The organism is Geodermatophilus sp. SYSU D01045, from assembly GCF_054050295.1.
This window is the reverse complement of sequence record NZ_JBJGZB010000019.1, coordinates 1-18,531: the sequence shown is the minus strand read 5'-3', so window position 1 is coordinate 18,531 and position 18,531 is coordinate 1. Positions and strand designations below refer to the sequence as shown.

Below are 18,531 nucleotides of genomic sequence, written 5' to 3'. Positions count from 1 at the left end.
CCCCGGCACGGGGACCGGCGCGATGCGGTCAGGCGCCGAGGGCCTCCTCCTGCCCGGACGACGTCCGCAGCGCGTCGGTGAGCAGCGCGACCAGCGCCTCGAGCTGCACGTCGGCCGACGAGGACACCTCCTCGTCCGAGCCGTCGAGCGCCCGGGCGGCGAGCCCCGCCTTGGTGTCGATCAGCTCGGCGATCCGCGCGTCGAGGGTCTGGGCGGCGATGATCCGCCACGCGGTGACGGGCTCGGTCTGGCCGATGCGGTGGCTGCGGTCGATCGCCTGGGTCTGCTCGGCGTCGGTCCACGACAGCTCGGCGAGCACGACGTTGGACGCCACCTGCAGGTTCAGCCCCACGCCCGCCGCGGTCAGCGAGCACACCGCGACGTGGACGTCGGGGTCGGTGACGAACGCGTCGACCTCCCGCTGCCGCGCCGTCGGCGTCTGGTCGCCCCGGATGGAGGAGAACCGCACGCCCTGCCGGGCGAAGGTCTCCTCGGCGGCGTCCATGACGTCGACGTGCTTGGCGAAGAAGACGACCTTGCCGGCGCTGCGCGCCAGCTGGGCGGCGTAGTCGGCGGCCAGCCCGGCCTTCGCCCGGCCGATCCGCCGCATCATGCCGAACACGTTCTCGCCGGTCGTCGTGGTGGCGTCCTTGAGCTCGGACCGGGCCACCCGGCGGACGAGGTCGGCGTCGATCCCCTCGATGCCCCGGCCCTCGACGACGCCGGAGGTCCGCGCCGCCAGCGCCGTCTCGTACTGCCGCACCATCCGGCGGACCAGCTCCTGCTCGGCCGCCCGGATCGACCGGCCGGCCGCGCCGTCCAGCTCGACCGGGAGGTCGGCGATGCGGCGGGCGGGGATGTCGGCGGCGACGTCGACCTTGCGGCGGCGCACGATGCCCAAGTCGATCACGCGCTGCCGGGCGGCGGCGGAGAAGCCGCGGTCCGCGGGCGTCAGGCCGGTGTCCTCGAGCGCGTCCATCAACTCGCCGAGCGGCTTGGTGTCGTCGATCCAGCCGAGGAACTGCCAGATGGCCCGGAAGTCCTCGATGTCGTTGATCAGCGGGGTGCCGGTGAGCGCCATGAGCAGCGGCCGCACGGTGCGCGACCGGATCCGCTCGGACAGCGCGAGGACGTGCTGCGAGCGCTGCGAGGTCTTGTTCTTGATGAAGTGCGCCTCGTCGACGACCATCCCGCGGAAGCCGAAGTCGCCGAGCCAGCCCACGTGCCGGTCGAGCACGTCGTAGTTGACGACGACGACGTCGGCGAAGCCGTCGACCGTCTCGCCGTCGCCCTGCACCACGGTGGCCGGGCGGTGCGGCGTCCAGCGGCCGGCCTCGCGCGCCCAGTTGGTCTTGACGACGTTCGGCACGACGACGAGCAGCGGGTAGGCATCGGCCGCCTCCGCCGCGAGCAGCGCCTGCGCGGTCTTGCCCAGGCCCGGCTCGTCGGCGAGCAGGAACGTCCGGTGCCCGGCCGCGGCCGCGGCGACCAGCTGCCCCTGGTGCGGCATCAGCTCGAGCCCGGCCGGGGTGAAGCGGGAGGTCGGGAACGGCAGGTCCATGCACGCCGGGGCCCCGCCGCCGGCGCGCTCGAAGGAGGTCAGCAGCGGGCCGAGCAGCTCCCAGCCGGCCAGGCGGCGCGGGCGCGGCGCCCGCGGCGCGGCGGCGGAGAAGTCCGGCGCCAGGAACGGGTTGGCCAGCTGCCGGGAGACCACCGACTGCGGCACGGCGCGGCGCTGGGGAGCGGCGGGCTCGGCCGGCTCCTCGGCCGGGGCGGCCTCCTCGGCGACCGGCTCGAGGCCGGCGGCCCTCTGCATCTCGCGCACCAGCGACCGGGCCGCGTCGGAGACGACGGCGTCCTCGCCGAGCAGCGCCAGCAGCCCGGCGTCGCGGACGGCGGTCGTCGCGAGGATGGTCGCGACGCCGTCCAGGCGCTTGAGCTCTTCGGTCCGGCGGCCGTCGCTGAGGCCCGTGTCCGCGCGGACCCGGGCGCGCTCGTCGCGCAGCAGCAGCGCGACGGCCTGGAACCGCGTGCGCACGGCGGGCGTCACGCGCCCACGCCGGGCGGCCGCCTCGACGTCCCGGACGGTGCGGGCGAGCACCGCGACGACGTCGTCGTCACGGCGGCCCCGCCGCTGGTCGCGCGGGGCGCTGCGGCGAGCGCCTGACCGGCGCTGGCCTGGTCGAGCCAAGGATCCTCCTCTGCAGTGCCGGGCAGGGTCGCCGCGGCAGCATCGCGCACGGTCCCGCGGCCGGAGCGGGGACGCTCCGGACGGGACCGGTGCCCCTGGGCCGGCGGGACGCCTCCGGGCTCCCGGAGGCCACGGGCGGCGGGTCCGGGAGCCCCGCCGGCGGGACGCCGCCGTGGGCGACCCGCTCCGGTCCCGGGGGCGGGGCCTCCATGGTGTCAACACCTGGGTCGCCGCGCTGTTCCCACCCCCCTCCCCCGCCGCCCGGACGGCGCCGGTCGCGACCGAACCCCTGGCCGGGATGTGGCACAGGTCACACCATGGCGGGATGACGCAGCCGTCCCCCGCGGTGCCCGGGTGGGCGACCCGCGCGCTGTCCACGGTGTTCGACCCCTGCTGCCGGGAGAAGGGCATCTCCGTCGTCGACATGGGCCTGCTCCGGTCGGTCGACGTCCGCGACGGCCACGCCCGGGTCGAGCTGCTGCTCACCTCGGGCTGGTGCCCGTTCGCCACGCGGGTGGTCACCGACGTCGAGACGGTGATCCTGCGCCAGCCCGGCGTCGAGACCTGCGAGGTGGAGGTCGTCTGGGACGAGGCCTGGACGACCGACCGGCTCTCCCCCGCGGCCGCCCGCCGGCTGCGGTCCCTCCCCGACCCCGTCGCCGTCCCCGACCGCGACGCCTTCCTCTCCGCCCACCGCCCCCGGCCGCTCGGCCCCAGCACAGGAGGACGACCATGATCGGCGACGCGTTCGTGTTCGACGGGGTCGCGCACCCGTTCAACTTCACGGCCAAGAACGCGTTCGGGTCACCGGGGCAGATGTTCGCCAACCACCTGTACGCCTTCCACACGACGCTGACCCCGGACGGCGAGCCGACGCTGTCGGCCGAGGAGTTCCTCCGGGAGTGGACGCCGGCCGACATCCGGCAGATGGTCTACGAGCAGTCCGACACCGACATGCTGGCCGCGATGCCGCTGCCACTCACCGACCTGTTCCGCGACGGCCTCTCCCCGTGGGAGACGTGCGCGGAGCTCGCCCAGCGGGACCCCGACCGGACGGTGTTCTGGGGCTCGGTCAACCCGCTCGAGGGGCGCCGGGCGCTGGACCTGATGGAGCGCCAGGTCGGCGAGTTCGGCGCCCGGGCGTTCAAGTTCTACAACGTCCGCTACGACTACGGCTCCCCGTTCCCGTGGCGGATGGACGACCCGCGGGTCGCCTTCCCGGTGTTCGAGAAGGCCCAGGAGCTCGGGGTGGACCTGATCGGCGTGCACAAGGGCGTGCCGCTCGGCCCGCAGCCGGTCGAGGCGACCCAGACCTGGGACATGGACGGCGCCGCGGCCGCCTTCCCGGACATCAACTTCGTGATCTTCCACGTCGGGCTGCCGTTCATCGACGAGACCTGCTGGCAGCTCATCCGCTGGCCCAACCTGTACGCCTCGCTGGCGGCGACGATCAACCTGATCGTGCGGGCCCCGCGTGGGTTCGCCGAGATCCTCGGCAAGCTGCTGTTCTGGTGCGGCGAGGACAAGATCGTCTACGGCTCGGAGGCGCCGATCTGGCAGCCGCAGTGGGCGCTGCGGGCCTTCATGGACTTCTCGATCCCGCAGGACCTGTGCGAGGGCTACGGCTATCCGCAGCTCACCGACGTCGCCAAGCGGAAGATCCTCGGCGAGAACCTGCTCCGCCTGCACGGGTTCGACGTCGAGGAGACCAAGGCGCGGCTGGGCCGTCCGCAGGCGCACTGAGCCGCAGGCCCGCCCGGGGAACAGCGTGTCGGGCCGGCCCGGGTCAGCGGCGTGCCGGGCCGGCGCCGGTGCCGGTCGGGTCCGGCGCGCCGGGTCCGACCAGACGGTGCTCGTAGGCGTAGGCGGTCGCCGCGGAGCGCGAGGCCACGCCGATCTTGGTGAAGATGTGGCTGACGTGGCTGGCGACCGTCCGCTCGCTGATGCGGAGGTGCCGCGCGATGGCCCGGTTGGTGCTGCCGCACGCGACCCGCACGAGGACCTCGACCTCCCTGGCCGAGAGCGGGACCGGGGACTCCGCGACGGCGGGAGCCGGTGCGCGCGCCACCCGGTCGGCGTCCGGTCGTGCACCGAGGTCCGCGAAGGTGGCCCGCGCCGCCCGGAGCTCGAGGTCCGCGGTCTCCCGGTCACCCAGGGCCCGGCAGGCCCCGGCGAGCAGGACGCGGGTGCGCGCCCCCTCGTACGGCGTGCGGAGCTCGGTCCAGTGGTGCCAGGCCCGGCGCGCGAGCACCAGGGCGGGGCGGGCCTCCCCCGCCGCCAGCAGCACCGCCGCCTGCGCGTGGGCGGCCGCGGCGACCAGGTAGCGGGACCCCTGCGCCCGCGCCGTCGCGGCCAGCTCGTCGGCGGCCGCACCGGCGGCCGGCCCGTCCCCGGCGGCGAGCACGATCTCCGCGAACGCCCCGAGGACGCGCGCCCGGGCGACGGGCTCGCCCACCTCGGCCTCGAGCCTGCGGACGGCGGCCTCGACGAGATCGGTGCGGCCCTGGCCCAGGCGCAGCAGCGCGAGGCCGGGGTGCGGCTCGCACCCCAGCTCGTGCGCCCTCCGGTAGTCGCCGTCCGCGGCGTCGAACTCCCCGCGCACGCGGTGCACCTCCGCCCGGACGTAGTGGGCGCCGCCCAGGGTCAGGAGGTTCCGCGGCCGGCCCAGCCGGCTGACCGCCCGGTCCGCCTCGGTCGCGGCGTCGGCCCAGTCGCCCCGGAGGAGCGTGAGCTCGGCCCGGTGCAGGGCGCAGTGCCCGCCGTAGACGGTGAGCCCGGGCTGCGACCGGAGCCACCGCGTGAACGACTCGGTCCACCCCTCGAAGCGCGGCACGTCGTACAGCTCGTGGCAGGCGTCGATGACCGTGCAGTAGGCGTCGCCGACAGCGACCGGCGGGATCTCGCGGCCCTCGACGGCCACCATCGCCTCGTCCAGCAGGCGCAGTCCCTCCGCCACCTCGCCGAGGTAGACGCGGCACCGGCCCAGGCCGATGCGGGCGAGGGTGTCCAGCTCCCGGTCCTCGAAGCGCGCCGCCACCTCCAGCGCCCGGGTGAAACCGGCGTGGGCGCCGGGGACGTCCCCGGTCTCGACGATGCGGCACATCGCCGCCACGTGCTCCAGGTGTCCCTGCTCCACGCAGTCCGGCCCCGCCTCGTCGAGCAGGTGCCGGGTGCGTCCCACCCACCCGCGGGCGCGGGCGAGGTCGCCCGAGAAGGCCAGGCACCGCGCGAGACCGATCCCGACGCGTGCGGCCCCGGGCACCTGCCCGGCGTCGAGGCAGGCGCGGTGCGCCCGTGCCCACAGGCCGAACGCCTCCTCGGCGCGACCGGTGAGGTAGGCCGCCGCGGCGACCGCGTCGAGGTCGTCGGGGGACGGCTCGCCGTCGTCGAGGACGGCCGCGAGTTCGCGGTGGGCGCTCTCCCAGTCGGCCGGACCACCCGTGCTCCAGCCGGTCGGCCGTCGCATGCAGCACAGTGTCGCGCCGGCCCGGACGGGACACCAGCACCCCGGACCGGCGCGAGCACCGCGCTAGGAGGCGAAGAACGCCTCGCTCCCCGGGGGCGCCCCGATGAACATCCACATCTCGGCGATCCGGCCGTCGTCGAAGCGGTAGACGAACGCGTTGTCCGACTCCAGGCGACGGTCCCGGCGGCCGAGGACCGCGTGCTCCCACTCCGACACCCACTCCCCGGCGGGCACGCAGAAGCGCTGCTGCAGGTCGACGTCACCGCCGGTGGCCTCCACGACCGCGCCGATGACCTCCATCAGCCCGGCCGCTCCGGCGTAGTCCCCGGGCTCCGGGTACGGCCCCCGGTAGTGGAACGTGAAGTCGTCGGTGAGGAGCTCGTCGAGGACCGCCCGGTCGCCCCCGAGGACGGCCCCGGTCATCCGGTCGACCGTGGTCACGTGCGGGTGCTGGCTCATGTCCGCCTCCTGCGCTGCTCGTCGCATCCGTGTCCGGCACGCTAGGGAGACCGGGGCGGGGGCACATCGGCAGGATCGCGGAGCGCACCCGCCGGAGCCGTCGGCACTTCTGCGCACGTCGCGGCCGCGCGGGCCCGGGGTCGGGCGGCTCCCCGGGACGGTCGCCGTCGCCGGCCCGAGGGCCGCCACGGAGGCGGCGCAACCGGGACCTGCGCTACCGGCGGCGCACGCCGACGGCGCCGACCGCCCCGCGCAGGCCGACGCAGCCCACGCACGCCACACAGCCCACGCAGTCCACGCAGGCGACGCACGCCACGCATGCGGCGCAGCCGACGTTCGCCAGACCCGCCACGACACCGGCGCTGCCGACGACCCCGGCGCTGAACGCGACCCCCGCGCTGCCGACCACCCCGGCGCCGGCGGCGACGGCCACGCCGGCCCCGACGCCGGCGCTCGCGACGGTGGCCGCACTCCCCACCACCCCGGCCGACGCGGCGGTGGCGGCGCTGCCCACGACGGCCGCGCTCCCGGCGGTGGCCGCGCTGCCGACCACCGCGCCGCTGCCGGCGGTGCCCACGCTGCCGTCGGACCCGGCCGGGCCGACGGCGGCCCCGAGGGGGACGCGCTCCTGTGCCACGGGTGCCTCCCGGGTGGGCTCGGGGAACCGGTCCGCAGCCACCCTCCCGGCCGGCACCCCCCGCGCGGGCGACGCGCGCCCCGCCGTGCCGCCCGCCCGGCGCACCGCTGCTCAGCGCGACGGCGCGGGGACGGCGCGCTGCACGGCGGGAGCGGAGCGGGCGGTCCCGCGGCGGTCAGCGGCTCCCCGCGGTGCCGTCCAGCACGGCCCGGCTCGTGGCCGGCTTCCGCGAGCGGATCGGCGGCGACACCGAGGACCCGCACGTGGTGCGGCTCGTCGGCGAACTCAGCTTGGCCGGCGAGCGGGTCCGGCAGCTGTGGGCCCAGCACGACGTCGAGGTGGCGATGGGCTCGCACGTGACCTTCGACGACCCGCAAGTGGCGCGCTGACCCTGCGCTGCGAGGAGCTCCCCGTCAACGGGACCGACGGCCAGCTGCTCGCCGTCCACCACGCCGACCCGGGGACGGCGGACGCCGGGAAGCCGGCACTGCTCACCTCGCCGACCCCGTCGACCCCGCTCCCCGCGACACCGGCCGGCGACCCCTCGGCCGCGGAACCGTTGGTGCCCCAACGGCCTACCCTGGCGGGGTGACCCCGAGCCAGACCCCGCAGGCCGCCCTCGAGGCCGAGGACGTGCTCGCCCTCGACCGGCAGGTGTGCTTCGCGCTGTCCGTGGCCGCGCGCAACGTGGTCGCCGTCTACCGCCCCGTCCTGGAGCCGCTGGGCCTGACCCATCCGCAGTACCTGGTGATGCTCGCGCTGTGGCAGCACGGGTCGCTGTCGGTCAAGCGGCTGTCCGGGCTGCTCCAGCTCGACCCCGGCACCCTCTCCCCGCTGCTCAAGCGGCTCGAGGCGGCCGGCCTGCTGCGCCGCGAGCGTGATCCCGGGGACCAGCGGAACCTGGCGCTCGCGCTGACCGAGGAGGGGCTGGCGCTGCGCGCGAAGGCGGAGGCGATCCCGGCCGGGATCGTCGAGCGGCTCGGGATGCCCCTCGAGGAGCTGATGGGCCTGCACGGGGCCCTCACCCGGGTGATCGCCGCCTCGCAGGAGGCCCTGGCCGCCCGCGCCCACGACTGACCACCCGCACACTGTCTGGTCCGACACACATGGCACCCCAACGCTTGGTGCACCACGCGATCGGGGGGACCATGGGGACGTGGCCGTCGTCGAGCAGGAGCACCCCACCGTCATGAGCGAGCCCCGTCCGGCACCCGGCGCCCTTGCCGACCCCGTCGTCCGTCCCGCCCCGCACCGGTGGGTGTGGTACGCCCTCGGCGGCGGGCTCCCCCGGCGCAACCGCGGCTGGGTCCTGTTCGACACGACGACGAGCACCTGGTGGGCGCGGCACGTGGTGCGCAGCCTGGTGCAGATGGCGGTCCCGATCGCCCTGGTCATGCTGCTGCTGCCGGCCGGCTGGGGCCTGCGCCTCGCGGCGGCCGGCGGCGGCATCGCGCTGGGGATGGTCTACTCGCTGGCCTACATGGTGGAGGCGACCGAGAACCGCGTGGTCAAGGCGGGCTACCCGGTCGGCACCGCCGCCGCCCACCGCGAGGCCCGGTGGGAGGTGCGCGAGCAGCGCGACCGGGAGCGGCGCCAGGCGGCCGCGGCCCGGCGCGCCGCCCGCTACCGCGACCGGACGGGCCGCCCGGCGCGCTGACCGGCGGCACCGGCCAGGGGCCGGGTGCCGCGCGGTGCTGGTGCCCGCCCCTCCCGGGGAGCAGACTGCCCTCCGTGGCCTCGGCGCCGGCCACCTCGGCCGGGTGCGCACGCCGCCGGCTCCGGGAGGAGCCCCGGCGGCGCGACCCCGCTCGCGCCCGCGCCGGGGACGTGCGGTGAGCGGCCGGCACCGCGACCCCGCGACCGGGTCACCCCTCCGCCACCGCCGGGAGGCCGTCCCCCCGGCACTCGCGGGCGCGGGCCGGACCACGCCCGGCCCCCTCGCCCACCTGGTCGCCGTCCACGGACGCCGGCCGACGGTCGCGGCGATGGTGCTCGTCGCACTGACCCTCCCGCTGGCCGGGCTGGTGTTCCTGCTGCGCAGCGACTTCGAGGGGCTGCACTGGACCGGGGCGGCGCTGCACTTCTCCGTCTTCCTGACCGTCGGGGCCGTGGCGGCCAGCCTGTCGCTGGTCGCCGGGGAGGCGGCCCGCCGACGCGGGGACGCGCGCGTCCTGCTGCTGTCCCTGGCGTTCCTCGCGACCAGCGGGTTCATGGCGCTGCACGCCATCGGCACCCAGCACGTGCTCACCCACGACGCGATGCCCGGCTTCACCGTCGCCATCACGATCGGGCTGCTCGTCGCCGCCCCCTTCGCCGCGGCGTCGGCGCTGGTGGACGCCCGGCCCCCGACCGAGGCGTGGGTGGCCCGCCACCGGCAGGCGCTGCGGGGCGCCGTCTTCGCGGCGATCGTCGTCTGGGGGCTGTGGTCGGTGGCCGAGTGGCCGCCGCTGCAGCAGGTGACCGCCGAGGGCGGGGAGCACGTCGCGCTCACGGTGGCCGCGGCGCTCGGCGCGCTGCTCTACCTGCTGGCGGCGGTCCGCCTCTGGTGGGTCAACCGGGCCCACTTCGGGCTGCTCCTCTTCAGCGTCGTCGCCTGCTACGGCCTGCTCGCGGAGGCCCTGGTGGGCGTGGCGCTGGCCGGGGAGCGCAAGTGGCACCCCGCCTGGTGGGTGTGGCACGCGCTCATCGTCATCGCCTACCTCCTGGTCTTCGCCGCCGCGCAGCGGGAGTGGCGCGACGAGCGCTTCCGCACCCTCTACCTGCCGACGACGCGCGAGCACCGCGGCGAGGTGTCCGTGCTGGTCGGCGACCTGGCCGGCTTCACCGCCTTTACCGCCCGGCGCGACGCCGTGGAGGTCGCGGCCATGCTGCGGGCCTACTACGAGCGGGCCGCGCCGCTGCTCTCCCGGCGGTTCGGCGGCGAGGTGGAGAAGTTCGCGGGCGACGGGGTGTTCGCGACGTTCAACCGCGCCGGGGACCAGCCCGACCACGCGCTGCGCGCGGTGGAGGCCGCCGCGGCGCTGCAGGCCGAGGTGGCCCGGATCCGCGCCGGGCACCCCGACTGGCCGGGGCTGCGGATCGGCGTCGAGAGCGGCCCGGTGGTGTTCAGCGAGATGGGCGGGAGCGGCTACCTGGTCTACCCCGCCGTCGGGGACACCGTGAACGTGGCGGCCCGGCTGCAGCAGCACGCCCCGGTCGGCGGCATCCTCGTCGGCACCGGGACGCGCGACCAGCTGCCGGGCGCGGTCGACCTGGTGCCGGTGTCCGGCCTGCAGCTCAAGGGCAGGGACGCGGCGGTCGACGCCTGGCTCGTGCAGCTCCCGCTGCGGACCTCCGCCGTCCCGGCGCCACGGTCCGGGGGTAAGCGCAGCACCCCCTCGGCCCGGTCCCCGCGGTGACCCTCGACGCCCTCCGCCGGGCCGGGCAGGTGGGCCGCCGGCCACCGGGCGTCCGGACCGGTCCCTGACGCCGGAGAGCGCCGCCTGACACCGCGTGATCGAAACCGGTGCACATCCCGCCGGTTCCCTGGCACGGTGCCTCCTGCGGCGTGAGCAGTCGCGCCGGGAAGGAGCCGGCATGCGCACGAGGGAGGTCGCGCCCCGGGCGGCGCACGCGCTGGCGGCGGTCCTCGGCGCCGACGGGCTCCCCGTCCGGCTGCGGGCCTGGGACGGCAGCGAGGTCGGGCCGGCCGGCGCACCGGTGGTCGTCCTCCGCTCGCGGCGGGCGTTCCGCCGGGTCCTGTGGTCGCCGGCCCAGTTGGGCCTGGCCCGCGCCTACGTCGCCGGGGACGTCGACGTCCCCGGCGACGTGTTCGCCACCCTCACCGCCCTGGGCGTGCTCACGACGTGGGGGCAGGGGGAACCGGCCCCGCCGCTGCCCCCGTCGGCGCGCTGGGCGCTGCTGCGCACCGCGGCCCGGCTGGGCGCCGTCGGTCCCCCGCCGCCCCCGCCGGCGGAGGAGGCCCGCGTCGGCCGGACGGGTGCCCGGCACACCTGGAGCCGGGACGCCGCCGCCATCGCCCACCACTACGACGTCGGCAACGACTTCTACGCCCTCGTCCTCGGGCCCACGCTGGTCTACTCGTGCGCGGTGTGGACCGACGCGTGCACCGGCCTCGACGCCGCCCAGGAGGCCAAGCTCGACCTGGTCTGCCGCAAGCTCGGGCTCCGGCCGGGCATGCGCCTGCTCGACGTGGGCTGCGGGTGGGGCGGCCTGGCGCTGCACGCCGCCCGGCGGTACGGCGCCGACGTCGTCGGGGTCACGCTGTCCGCCGAGCAGGCGGCGCTGGCGCGGGAGCGGATTGCCGAGGCGGGGCTGGCCGGCCGGGTCGACGTCCGGGTGCAGGACTACCGCGAGGTCACCGACGGGCCGTTCGACGCCATCGCCTCGATCGGGATGGCCGAGCACGTCGGCCGGCAGCAGATGCCCGGGTACGCCGCGCACCTGCGCGACCTGCTGCGCCCCGGCGGCCGGCTGCTCAACCACGCCATCGCCTGGCGCGACGGGCGGTGGCGGCCGGACCCCGACTCGTTCATCGCCCGCTACGTCTTCCCCGACGGGGAGCTGCTCGGTCTCGCGGAGACCGTCGGCGCGCTCGAGGACGCCGGCCTGGAAGTGCTCGACGTCGAGGCGCTGCGCCGGCACTACGGCCTGACGCTGCGCGCCTGGGTCGCCCGGCTGGAGCAGCACTGGGACGAGGCCGTGGCCGCCGCCGGCGAGGGGCGCGCCCGGGTGTGGCGGCTGTACATGGCGGCCTGCGCGCTGGCGTTCGAGGCGGGCACGATGGGCGTGGACCAGGTGCTCGTCCAGCGGCCCGGCGGTGCGCCGCCGCCGCTGCGGCGCACCGCCTGGGTGTGAGGGCCGGCGTCAGGCCACGTCCCGTGCGGGTGCGTCCGGCCCGGGCTCGGCGAGGATCCAGCTGGTGCGCCCGTGCAGCGGCGGGGTCTTGGTGCCGTCGGTGAACCAGACGACGACGCCCCCGTGCGCCCGGCAGCGCGAGCGCACCACCCGGACCTGCCCCCCGCGGGCGGTCTTGACCGGGCGGACCAGCGGGAGGCCGAAGTCCGTGCCGATGACGTCGCCGGTCAGGACCGGCTCCCCGGCGGACAGGTGGGACGTCGGGACGGTGGTCATCGCGGGCCTCCGGGATCGAGTGTTCGAACGTGTGTTCGATGGTGCACCCGGAGGGGGACGTCGCGCCACCGGGGGTTCAGTCGGGCCGGATGCCGGTCCGGGTGACCCGGATCGTCGACGCGCTGCGGGTCCGCCGGGTGGGCACGACCTCGCCCAGCTCGGCCAGCCGCTCGACCGCGGCGTCCTTGTCGACCTGCGTGCGCAGCCCGCCGCCGGACCACTCGCAGTGCAGGTCGCCGGCCGGCCCGGACCGGCCCCGCAGCCGCTCGCGGGCGAACTCCTTGTGCCGCCGGGCCTCGTTCTCCGCCGCCCGCCAGGCGTCGTAGTCGTGGACGGCCTCGACATAGTCGGCGTCGGTGACCGTCAGCCGGGACTGGCGGGAGACCTCGCCCTCGGTCTCCGGGTCCACCGGCGGGCCCCAGCACAGGTCGAGGAACGGGCACCAGTCGCACATCCCGTCCACGCCCGGCCCGAACCCGTCGCGCGGGACGGCGTCGACGCCGTCCTCCTCCACGGTGGCGTAGACGTCGGTCAGCCACATGAGCGCCTCGGCGGTCAGCGCCGGGTCGTGGTCGGCCTCGAAGACGACGTCCTCGCCGGAGTCGCGGGACAGGTAGCGCAGGCGCAGGCCCTCGACGTCCTGCCCGTCGCCCGACGGCAGCCGCCGGTCGGCGGTCTGCCCGGTGCGCAGCAGCCACGCGTACAGGGCCACCTGGAACCAGTGCCGGACCGGCACCCCGCGGGTGAGGACCCGCTCGAAGCCGAACCGGGACGTCGTCTTGAGGTCCTCGACCACCGGCTCGTGCCACCAGTCGCAGCGACCCTTGACCTGCTCGCCCCGCAGGCCCACCTCGGTGAGCCCGCCGTACTGGCGGCGCAGCGCGCGCAGGACCCCGCGGTGCAGCTCGGTGCCGATGAAGGCCTGCAGCCCGGCGCGGGCGTTGGTCGGGCGGCGCCGGGCGATTCGGTAGGCCGCCCGGCGCCGGCACTCGCCGACCTCCGAGGCGCCGATCATCCGCTGCCGGGAGCGGGCCCGGCGGCTGTCGAGGTCCCGGACCGCCGCGGCCAGGCTGGGCGCGGCCCGCCGCTCGGCGGCGCTGGGACGGGCGGGCAGGACGGCGGTCACCGTCCCGCCCTCCGGAGGCGGCGGCGGAGCGGGGCCGGGTGGACCGGCCCCGCTCCGTCCCGCGGCTCAGGCGACGTCCGCACGACCGTCGTCGCCGTCCCGGCGCTCGGCGATGACCGCGCGCACCAGCGCGGTCAGCCGCTTGGTCGCCACGTGCTCGACGGACCGGCCGAACCGGGCGCCGATCTGCTCGTCGGTGACGCCCAGGCTCTCCAGGCTGGCGAGCACGCCCCGCCGGGCCGCGGTGTTCCGCCGCTCCCGCGGGTCGTCCGGGGTCGGCGAGGACTCCAGCAGCGGGTTCGCCGGCGCGGCCTCCTCGGCGTCGGGCCGGGGGGCCGAGACGGCGGCCTGCGCCGCCGCGGCCGCGGCTTGGGCGGCCTGCAGCACCCCGGCGGGCGTCTGCGGGACCGACGGGTCGCCGGCCGCGACCCGGCGCCTGCCGGCGGGGTGCTCCGTCATCGACGCCTCGACCAGCTGCTCGTGCCGGGCGCGGATCAGCTCCGCGACCGTGTACGAGCCGCCGGGGGTGGGGACGTCGGCCTGCAGCAGGCCGTTGCGGTTGGCCTCGGTCCAGACCTCGCGCAGCTCGTCGTCGTCGCGGGCGTCGTCGATCCGCGCGACCAGGTCGGCGGCGTCCGGCTCGCCCCGGCCGCCGGCCCGGGCGGCCGGGCGGCCCTGCCGGGCCTCCTCGGTGCGCTCGTGGTCGAGCAGCCCGCCGCCGTGGAAGGAGACGAGGTCGCGCACGTGCGCGGTGCCCGGGTCGCACTTGAGCGCGTCGAACACCAGCCACTCCAGCAGCCGGCCGGTCGCCTTCGGGTCGGTGACCTCGCGGGCCGGGTCGTCGTTGGGCTTGATGCCCACGTGCACGCTGCGCGCGCCGACGATCAGCGGCCGGCGGCCGCGGCGCAGCCTCATCCACACCGACGCCGCGTACGGGAACTCCCGGTGGGTCTGCACCGACCAGGTCTTCTGGCCCTCGATCGGGCGGCCGTTGGAGTCGACCTCGGTGACCTCCTTGCCCCGGGCGGTCACGACGACGATGCCGGGGAAGGTGAGCAGCTCGGTCTGCAGCTTGCGCCAGCGGGCGCCGGCGTCGTTCCACAGGTTCTGGCTGATGGTGACCTCGGCGTTGGGGTCGCGCTTGAGCAGCTCGCGGTTGCGGGCGGACTTCGCGGCGCGCTCGCTGGCCCAGTCCTTCAGGCCGTCCCAGATCGCCGAGCCGGTGTCGATGCCGAGCACGACCGGGAGCTCGCCGGCGTCGCAGGCGCGACGGGCCTCGGCCTTGACCGCCTGGACGGCGGCCAGCACCGCGGCGTAGGAGCCGTCGTGCTCGATGAGCTGGTACTTCGCGCCGGGGATGGCGCCGTACTCGTCACCGGCACCCTCGTTGAGGTCGATCCAGTAGAGCGCGCCGATCCGGTCACTGCTGCTGAACTGGGCCAGCGCCCAGCTCTTTCCTGCCTTCTCCTCGCCCTCGAGGAGGATGCACGGCCACGGCACGCGGCCGGTGGGCTTGCGGGTCTTGAGGCCAGGGACGGCCATGTCGGACTCCTTGGATGACACGGGGAAGATGTCGATCCCGAATCTAGGAAGGGGTACCGACAAAACGGCGTGTCGGCTTGACACCCCACCCCCGGCATCCGCGTCAGTCCTGGTCCGGCCCGTCGTCGGAGGACACGCGGCCGCGCAGCCGGTGGGCGAGGGCGGTGTGCCGGCGCCCGGAGCCGGCGGCCCGCACGGCCTGGGCCAGCGCCCGCGGCGAGCCGACCAGCACGACGAGCCGCTTGGCGCGGGTGACCGCGGTGTAGAGCAGGTTGCGCTGCAGCATCATCCAGGCGCTGGTGGTCAGCGGGACGACGACGCACGGGTACTCGCTGCCCTGCGAGCGGTGCACGGTGACCGCGTAGGCGTGCACCAGCTCGTCGAGCTCGGCGAAGTCGTAGTCGACCGCCTCGTCCTCGTCGGTGACCACGGTGACCTTCTGGTCGACCGGGTCGATCGCGGTGACGACGCCCTGGGTGCCGTTGAAGACGCCGTTGCGGCCCTTGTCGTAGTCGTTGCGGATCTGGGTGACCTTGTCCCCGACGCGGAACACCCGCCCGCCGAACCGCTTCTCCGCGCGGTCGGGCCGGGCGGGGGTGAGCGCCTCCTGCAGCAGCTCGTTGAGCCCGGCGGCGCCGGCCGGCCCGCGGTGCACCGGGGTGAGCACCTGGACGTCGCGGCGCGGGTCGAGGCCGAAGCGGGCCGGGATCCGCCGGGTGACGACGTCCACGGTGAGCCGGGCGGCCTCCTCGGCGTCGTCGGTGGCGAACAGGAAGAAGTCGTCGAGGCCCTGCACCTGCGGCGGGGTGCCGGCGTTGATCCGGTGGGCGTTGGTCACCACCCCCGACCGGCTGGCCTGCCGGAAGACCTGCGTCAGGCGCACGTGCGGCACCGAGGTGCCCTCGGCGAGCAGGTCGCGCAGCACCTCGCCGGCGCCGACGGACGGCAGCTGGTCGACGTCGCCGACCAGGAGCAGGTGCGCGCCCGGCGGGACCGCGCGCACCAGCTTGTTGGCCAGCAGCAGGTCCAGCATCGAGGACTCGTCGACGACGACCAGGTCGGCGTCCAGCGGCCGGTCCCGGTCGTAGGCGGCGTCGCCGCCGGGGCGCAGCTCCAGCAGCCGGTGCACGGTCACCGCCTCGACCCCGGTCAGCTCGGTGAGCCGCTTCGCCGCGCGGCCGGTCGGCGCCGCGAGCACGATCCGCGCGCCCTTGGCCCTGGCCAGGGTGATGATCGAGCGCACCGTGAAGCTCTTGCCGCAGCCGGGCCCGCCGGTGAGGACGGCGAGCCGCTCGGTCAGCGCCAGGCGGACGGCGTCCCGCTGGCCGGGCGCGAGCTCGACACCGGTGCGCCGGTGCAGCCAGGAGAGGGCGGCGTCCCAGTCGACGCCGGCGAAGGCCGGCATGCGGTCCTCGGCGGCGGTCGCCAGCCTCCGCAGCCCGGCGGCGAGGGAGACCTCGGCCCGGTGGAAGGGGACCAGGTAGTGGGCCACGGTGGGCGGGCCGCCGTGCGCGGCGGGCAGCTCGTCGCGGATCAGGCCCTGGTCGGCGACCAGCAGGGCCAGGCAGTGGCGCACCAGGTCAGCGGGGACCTGCAGCATCTCGATCGCGCGGGCCGTGAGCTCCGGCTCGGGCAGGAAGCAGTGGCCCTGCCCGGTCGCCTCGGACAGCACGAACTGCAGGCCCGCCTCCACCCGCTGGGTGCTGTCGTGCGGGATGCCGACCGCGGCGGCGATCGTGTCGGCGGTCTTGAAGCCGATGCCCCAGACCTCGGCGGCCAGGCGGTAGGGCTCGCTGCGGACGACGCCGATCGAGGCGCCGCCGTACTGCTTGTAGATGCGGACGGCGAGGGAGGTGGAGACCCCGACGCCCTGCAGGAAGACCATCACCTCCTTGATGGCCCGCTGCTCCTCCCAGGCCTCGGTGATCAGCCGGGTGCGCTTGGGGCCGAGCTTGGGCACCTCGGCCAGCCGGCCCGGCTGCTCCTCGATCACCCGCAGGGCGTCGGCCCCGAAGTGGTCGACGATCTGCGCCGCCAGCCGCGGACCGATGCCCTTGACCAGTCCCGAGCCGAGGTAGCGCCGGATGCCCTGCACGGTGGCGGGCAGCACGGTCGTGTAGTCGTCGACCTGGAACTGGCGGCCGTACTGGGGGTGCGCGCCCCACCGGCCGCGCAGCTGCAGCGTCTCCCCCGGCTGGGCGCCGAGCAGCGAGCCCACCACGGTGACCAGGTCACCGCCGCGCCCGGTGTCGACCCGGGCCACGGTGTAGCCGGTCTGGGCGTTCGCGAACGTGATCCGCTCCAGCGTCGCCTCCAGGACCGCCCCCGTCCGCGCCTCTGCCACCTGCCGTCCTCTCGCTGCCGCGCCGTCCTGCCCTCGATCGTCACACCCCCCGATGACGAAATCCGCCGAGCGCGCGGAACTGTCGGACCGTGCTCGTAGCCTCCGGACGCTCACCTGAGCGATGCACTGACAACACGGAGGACCGGATCATGGCCGGCGACACTGTCATCACCGTCATCGGCAACCTGACCAGCGACCCCGAGCTGCGATTCACGCCCTCGGGAGCGGCGGTTGCCGACTTCACCATCGCCTCGACCCCGCGCACCCTGGACCGCCAGACCCAGGAGTGGAAGGACGGCGACGCGCTCTTCCTGCGCTGCAGCGTCTGGCGCCAGATGGCCGAGAACGTCGCGGGGTCGCTGACCCGCGGCTCGCGCGTCATGGCGCAGGGGCGTCTCAAGCAGCGGTCGTTCGAGACCAAGGAGGGCGAGAAGCGCACCGTCATCGAGCTCGAGGTCGACGAGATCGGCCCGTCCCTGCGCTACGCGACGGCGACCGTCGCCAAGGTCGCCCGCTCCGGGGACGGTCCCGGCGGGAGCTCCGGTGGCGGTCAGGGACCTCGCGAGAGCCGCAACGGTGCCGGCCGGGGCAGTTCGCCCGATCCCTGGGCCGCAGCGCCGGTCGGCGGTTTCGCCGAGGAGGAGCCGCCCTTCTGACCGGGACCGCCGGGCCCCGCGGTCGGTGACCGCGGGGCCCGGCACCGTCCCGGCACCCGGCTCGCCCGGGTCCGCTGCGCCGAGCGCGGGCCCGGGCGGGCTCCACCGGCCGTGAGTGGCTGTGATCCCGTCGCAGCACCGCCCGACACGGCCCGCACGGGGACCCCGTGCGCCCGCAACCGCCTAGCCTCGAACCGTGGCGTTCACCGTTCCCGACGCCCACCTCCTCGCCCTGGCCGCCCACGAGGGACAGACCGACGAGCACGGCCGGGACCTCTACCTGGCGCGGTTGCGACCGATCGCCGAGTCGCTGCGGCCGTACGGGCCCCATGCCGAGATGGCCGGCGTGCTGCAAGACGTCGCCCGGATGACCGGCGACCACCCCGATCCCGCCCGCCGGTACGACGTCGCCCGGCTGCTCGTCCTGGGTGTGCCCGCGGTCGTCGTCGAGGCGATCGACGCCGTGACGCCGCGTCCGGGCGAGCCGTACATCGCCGGCCTCATCCGGCGGTGCGCGGCGCACCCGCTCGGCCGCCTGGTCAAGCTGGCCGAGAACCAGTACCTCCTCGCGGCCGCCGCACAGCAGGCGGCCTACGACCCGGCCCGGGCCCGCAGCCTGCGGGAGGGCCGGTACCGCCCCGCCCGGCGGATCCTGCTCGCCGCCGAGGCCGCGGACCCCGTCCACGGCCGGCGCGTCCTCGTCTGACCCGCCCGGCGAGGATTTCGTCAGGACGGAACGCCAGAGGCGCTGCCGCGCCGCGGCCCGACAGCCCTCGCGCGCCTTCCCCGGGAATGCAGCCGGGTCCCGCACCGGTGGTGCGGGACCCATGAGCAACGAAACGGGGGCCGAAGCCAAAGGCTCCGACCCCCGTTCGTGAATGGTTGTCCGGCGGCGTCCTACTCTCCCACCCCGTCTCCGGGGCAGTACCATCGGCGCTGAGAGGCTTAGCTTCCGGGTTCGGAATGGGTCCGGGCGT

General features: G+C 76.1%; 17 protein-coding genes and 1 rRNA gene. 9 read left to right on the top strand and 9 right to left on the bottom strand.

The genetic code is table 11. The annotated features are described in order from the left end of the window. Positions 1 to 28: 28 nt before the first annotated feature. A complete protein-coding gene (locus ACI798_RS16425; protein WP_457048409.1) occupies positions 29 to 2,191 on the bottom strand; it encodes a DEAD/DEAH box helicase in 2,163 nt (720 codons plus the stop codon). Positions 2,192 to 2,516: 325 nt separating this feature from the next. Here ACI798_RS16425 and ACI798_RS16420 point away from each other — a divergent pair, with 325 nt between their 5' ends. Beyond that, the gene (locus ACI798_RS16420; protein ID WP_456939882.1) at positions 2,517 to 2,927 is read left to right on the top strand and encodes a metal-sulfur cluster assembly factor; all 411 of its coding nucleotides are present in this window, start codon (positions 2,517 to 2,519) and stop codon (positions 2,925 to 2,927) included. Then, entirely contained in the window at positions 2,924 to 3,934 is a 1,011-nt protein-coding gene (locus ACI798_RS16415; protein ID WP_456939881.1) for an amidohydrolase family protein, read from the top strand. The genes ACI798_RS16420 and ACI798_RS16415 overlap by 4 nt, the downstream gene beginning before the upstream one ends. A 43-nt stretch (positions 3,935 to 3,977) precedes the next feature. On the opposite strand, the gene ACI798_RS16410 is transcribed toward ACI798_RS16415, so the two are convergent. The 3 genes from ACI798_RS16410 to ACI798_RS16400 form a co-directional block, all read right to left on the bottom strand. Further along, positions 3,978 to 5,657, bottom strand: a complete 1,680-nt coding sequence (locus ACI798_RS16410; RefSeq protein ID WP_457048408.1) for a LuxR C-terminal-related transcriptional regulator — start codon at positions 5,655 to 5,657, stop codon at positions 3,978 to 3,980. A 63-nt stretch (positions 5,658 to 5,720) separates the two neighbouring features. Then, positions 5,721 to 6,116, bottom strand: a complete 396-nt coding sequence (locus tag ACI798_RS16405) for a nuclear transport factor 2 family protein (protein ID WP_456939879.1) — start codon at positions 6,114 to 6,116, stop codon at positions 5,721 to 5,723. A gap of 214 nt (positions 6,117 to 6,330) precedes the next feature. Continuing rightward, complete coding sequence (locus tag ACI798_RS16400; protein WP_456939878.1) at positions 6,331 to 6,753, bottom strand: hypothetical protein; 423 nt, start codon at positions 6,751 to 6,753, stop codon at positions 6,331 to 6,333. A 191-nt stretch (positions 6,754 to 6,944) separates the two neighbouring features. Here ACI798_RS16400 and ACI798_RS16395 point away from each other — a divergent pair, with 191 nt between their 5' ends. From ACI798_RS16395 to ACI798_RS16375, 5 genes are all read left to right on the top strand, one after another. Then, on the top strand, positions 6,945 to 7,142 hold the full coding sequence (locus tag ACI798_RS16395) for an MmyB family transcriptional regulator (protein WP_456939877.1): 198 nt from the start codon (positions 6,945 to 6,947) through the stop codon (positions 7,140 to 7,142). A gap of 199 nt (positions 7,143 to 7,341) precedes the next feature. Further along, positions 7,342 to 7,830 (top strand): MarR family winged helix-turn-helix transcriptional regulator, encoded by a 489-nt coding sequence (locus ACI798_RS16390; protein WP_457048407.1) that lies wholly within the window; start codon positions 7,342 to 7,344, stop codon positions 7,828 to 7,830. Between the two features lie 79 nt (positions 7,831 to 7,909). Continuing rightward, positions 7,910 to 8,410, top strand: a complete 501-nt coding sequence (locus tag ACI798_RS16385; protein WP_456939875.1) for a DUF5313 family protein — start codon at positions 7,910 to 7,912, stop codon at positions 8,408 to 8,410. Positions 8,411 to 8,738: 328 nt separating this feature from the next. Next, positions 8,739 to 10,151: an adenylate/guanylate cyclase domain-containing protein gene (locus ACI798_RS16380; RefSeq protein ID WP_457048406.1), complete on the top strand. Its 1,413-nt coding sequence runs from the start codon at positions 8,739 to 8,741 to the stop codon at positions 10,149 to 10,151. Between the two features lie 178 nt (positions 10,152 to 10,329). Then, positions 10,330 to 11,610, top strand: coding sequence for a class I SAM-dependent methyltransferase (locus ACI798_RS16375; RefSeq protein WP_457048405.1), 1,281 nt, complete (start codon positions 10,330 to 10,332; stop codon positions 11,608 to 11,610). 9 nt (positions 11,611 to 11,619) lie between these two features. Here ACI798_RS16375 and ACI798_RS16370 read toward each other — a convergent pair whose 3' ends face one another. From ACI798_RS16370 to recD2, 4 genes are all read right to left on the bottom strand, one after another. Continuing rightward, positions 11,620 to 11,886 carry a hypothetical protein gene (locus ACI798_RS16370; RefSeq protein ID WP_456939872.1) on the bottom strand — a complete coding sequence of 89 codons (267 nt, stop codon included), beginning with the start codon at positions 11,884 to 11,886 and terminating at the stop codon, positions 11,620 to 11,622. A 76-nt stretch (positions 11,887 to 11,962) separates the two neighbouring features. After that, on the bottom strand, positions 11,963 to 13,012 hold the full coding sequence (locus tag ACI798_RS16365) for a PD-(D/E)XK nuclease family protein (RefSeq protein WP_457048404.1): 1,050 nt from the start codon (positions 13,010 to 13,012) through the stop codon (positions 11,963 to 11,965). 66 nt (positions 13,013 to 13,078) lie between these two features. Next, positions 13,079 to 14,554 carry a hypothetical protein gene (locus ACI798_RS16360; protein ID WP_457048403.1) on the bottom strand — a complete coding sequence of 492 codons (1,476 nt, stop codon included), beginning with the start codon at positions 14,552 to 14,554 and terminating at the stop codon, positions 13,079 to 13,081. A gap of 103 nt (positions 14,555 to 14,657) precedes the next feature. Next, positions 14,658 to 16,898 carry an SF1B family DNA helicase RecD2 gene (recD2, locus tag ACI798_RS16355; protein ID WP_457048402.1) on the bottom strand — a complete coding sequence of 747 codons (2,241 nt, stop codon included), beginning with the start codon at positions 16,896 to 16,898 and terminating at the stop codon, positions 14,658 to 14,660. 149 nt (positions 16,899 to 17,047) lie between these two features. Between recD2 and ACI798_RS16350 the strand changes: the two genes are divergently transcribed. Further along, complete coding sequence (locus ACI798_RS16350; RefSeq protein ID WP_456939868.1) at positions 17,048 to 17,554, top strand: single-stranded DNA-binding protein; 507 nt, start codon at positions 17,048 to 17,050, stop codon at positions 17,552 to 17,554. A 196-nt stretch (positions 17,555 to 17,750) separates the two neighbouring features. Next, positions 17,751 to 18,260 carry a phosphohydrolase gene (locus ACI798_RS16345; RefSeq protein ID WP_456939867.1) on the top strand — a complete coding sequence of 170 codons (510 nt, stop codon included), beginning with the start codon at positions 17,751 to 17,753 and terminating at the stop codon, positions 18,258 to 18,260. A gap of 178 nt (positions 18,261 to 18,438) precedes the next feature. On the opposite strand, the gene rrf is transcribed toward ACI798_RS16345, so the two are convergent. Continuing rightward, positions 18,439 to 18,531: ribosomal RNA gene (gene rrf, locus ACI798_RS16340) — 5S ribosomal RNA — on the bottom strand; the annotation flags it as partial.

What these genes read in the sequence shown, in the direction of transcription:
- ACI798_RS16375 (WP_457048405.1), top strand. Translation starts at nt 10,330, where the DNA reads ATGCGCACGAGGGAGGTCGCGCCCCGGGCGGCGCACGCGCTGGCGGCG.
- ACI798_RS16415 (WP_456939881.1), top strand. Translation starts at nt 2,924, where the DNA reads ATGATCGGCGACGCGTTCGTGTTCGACGGGGTCGCGCACCCGTTCAAC.
- ACI798_RS16350 (WP_456939868.1), top strand. Translation starts at nt 17,048, where the DNA reads ATGGCCGGCGACACTGTCATCACCGTCATCGGCAACCTGACCAGCGAC.
- ACI798_RS16360 (WP_457048403.1), bottom strand. Translation starts at nt 14,554, where the DNA reads ATGGCCGTCCCTGGCCTCAAGACCCGCAAGCCCACCGGCCGCGTGCCG.
- ACI798_RS16380 (WP_457048406.1), top strand. Translation starts at nt 8,739, where the DNA reads ATGGTGCTCGTCGCACTGACCCTCCCGCTGGCCGGGCTGGTGTTCCTG.
- ACI798_RS16405 (WP_456939879.1), bottom strand. Translation starts at nt 6,116, where the DNA reads ATGAGCCAGCACCCGCACGTGACCACGGTCGACCGGATGACCGGGGCC.
- ACI798_RS16410 (WP_457048408.1), bottom strand. Translation starts at nt 5,657, where the DNA reads ATGCGACGGCCGACCGGCTGGAGCACGGGTGGTCCGGCCGACTGGGAG.
- ACI798_RS16420 (WP_456939882.1), top strand. Translation starts at nt 2,517, where the DNA reads ATGACGCAGCCGTCCCCCGCGGTGCCCGGGTGGGCGACCCGCGCGCTG.
- ACI798_RS16370 (WP_456939872.1), bottom strand. Translation starts at nt 11,886, where the DNA reads ATGACCACCGTCCCGACGTCCCACCTGTCCGCCGGGGAGCCGGTCCTG.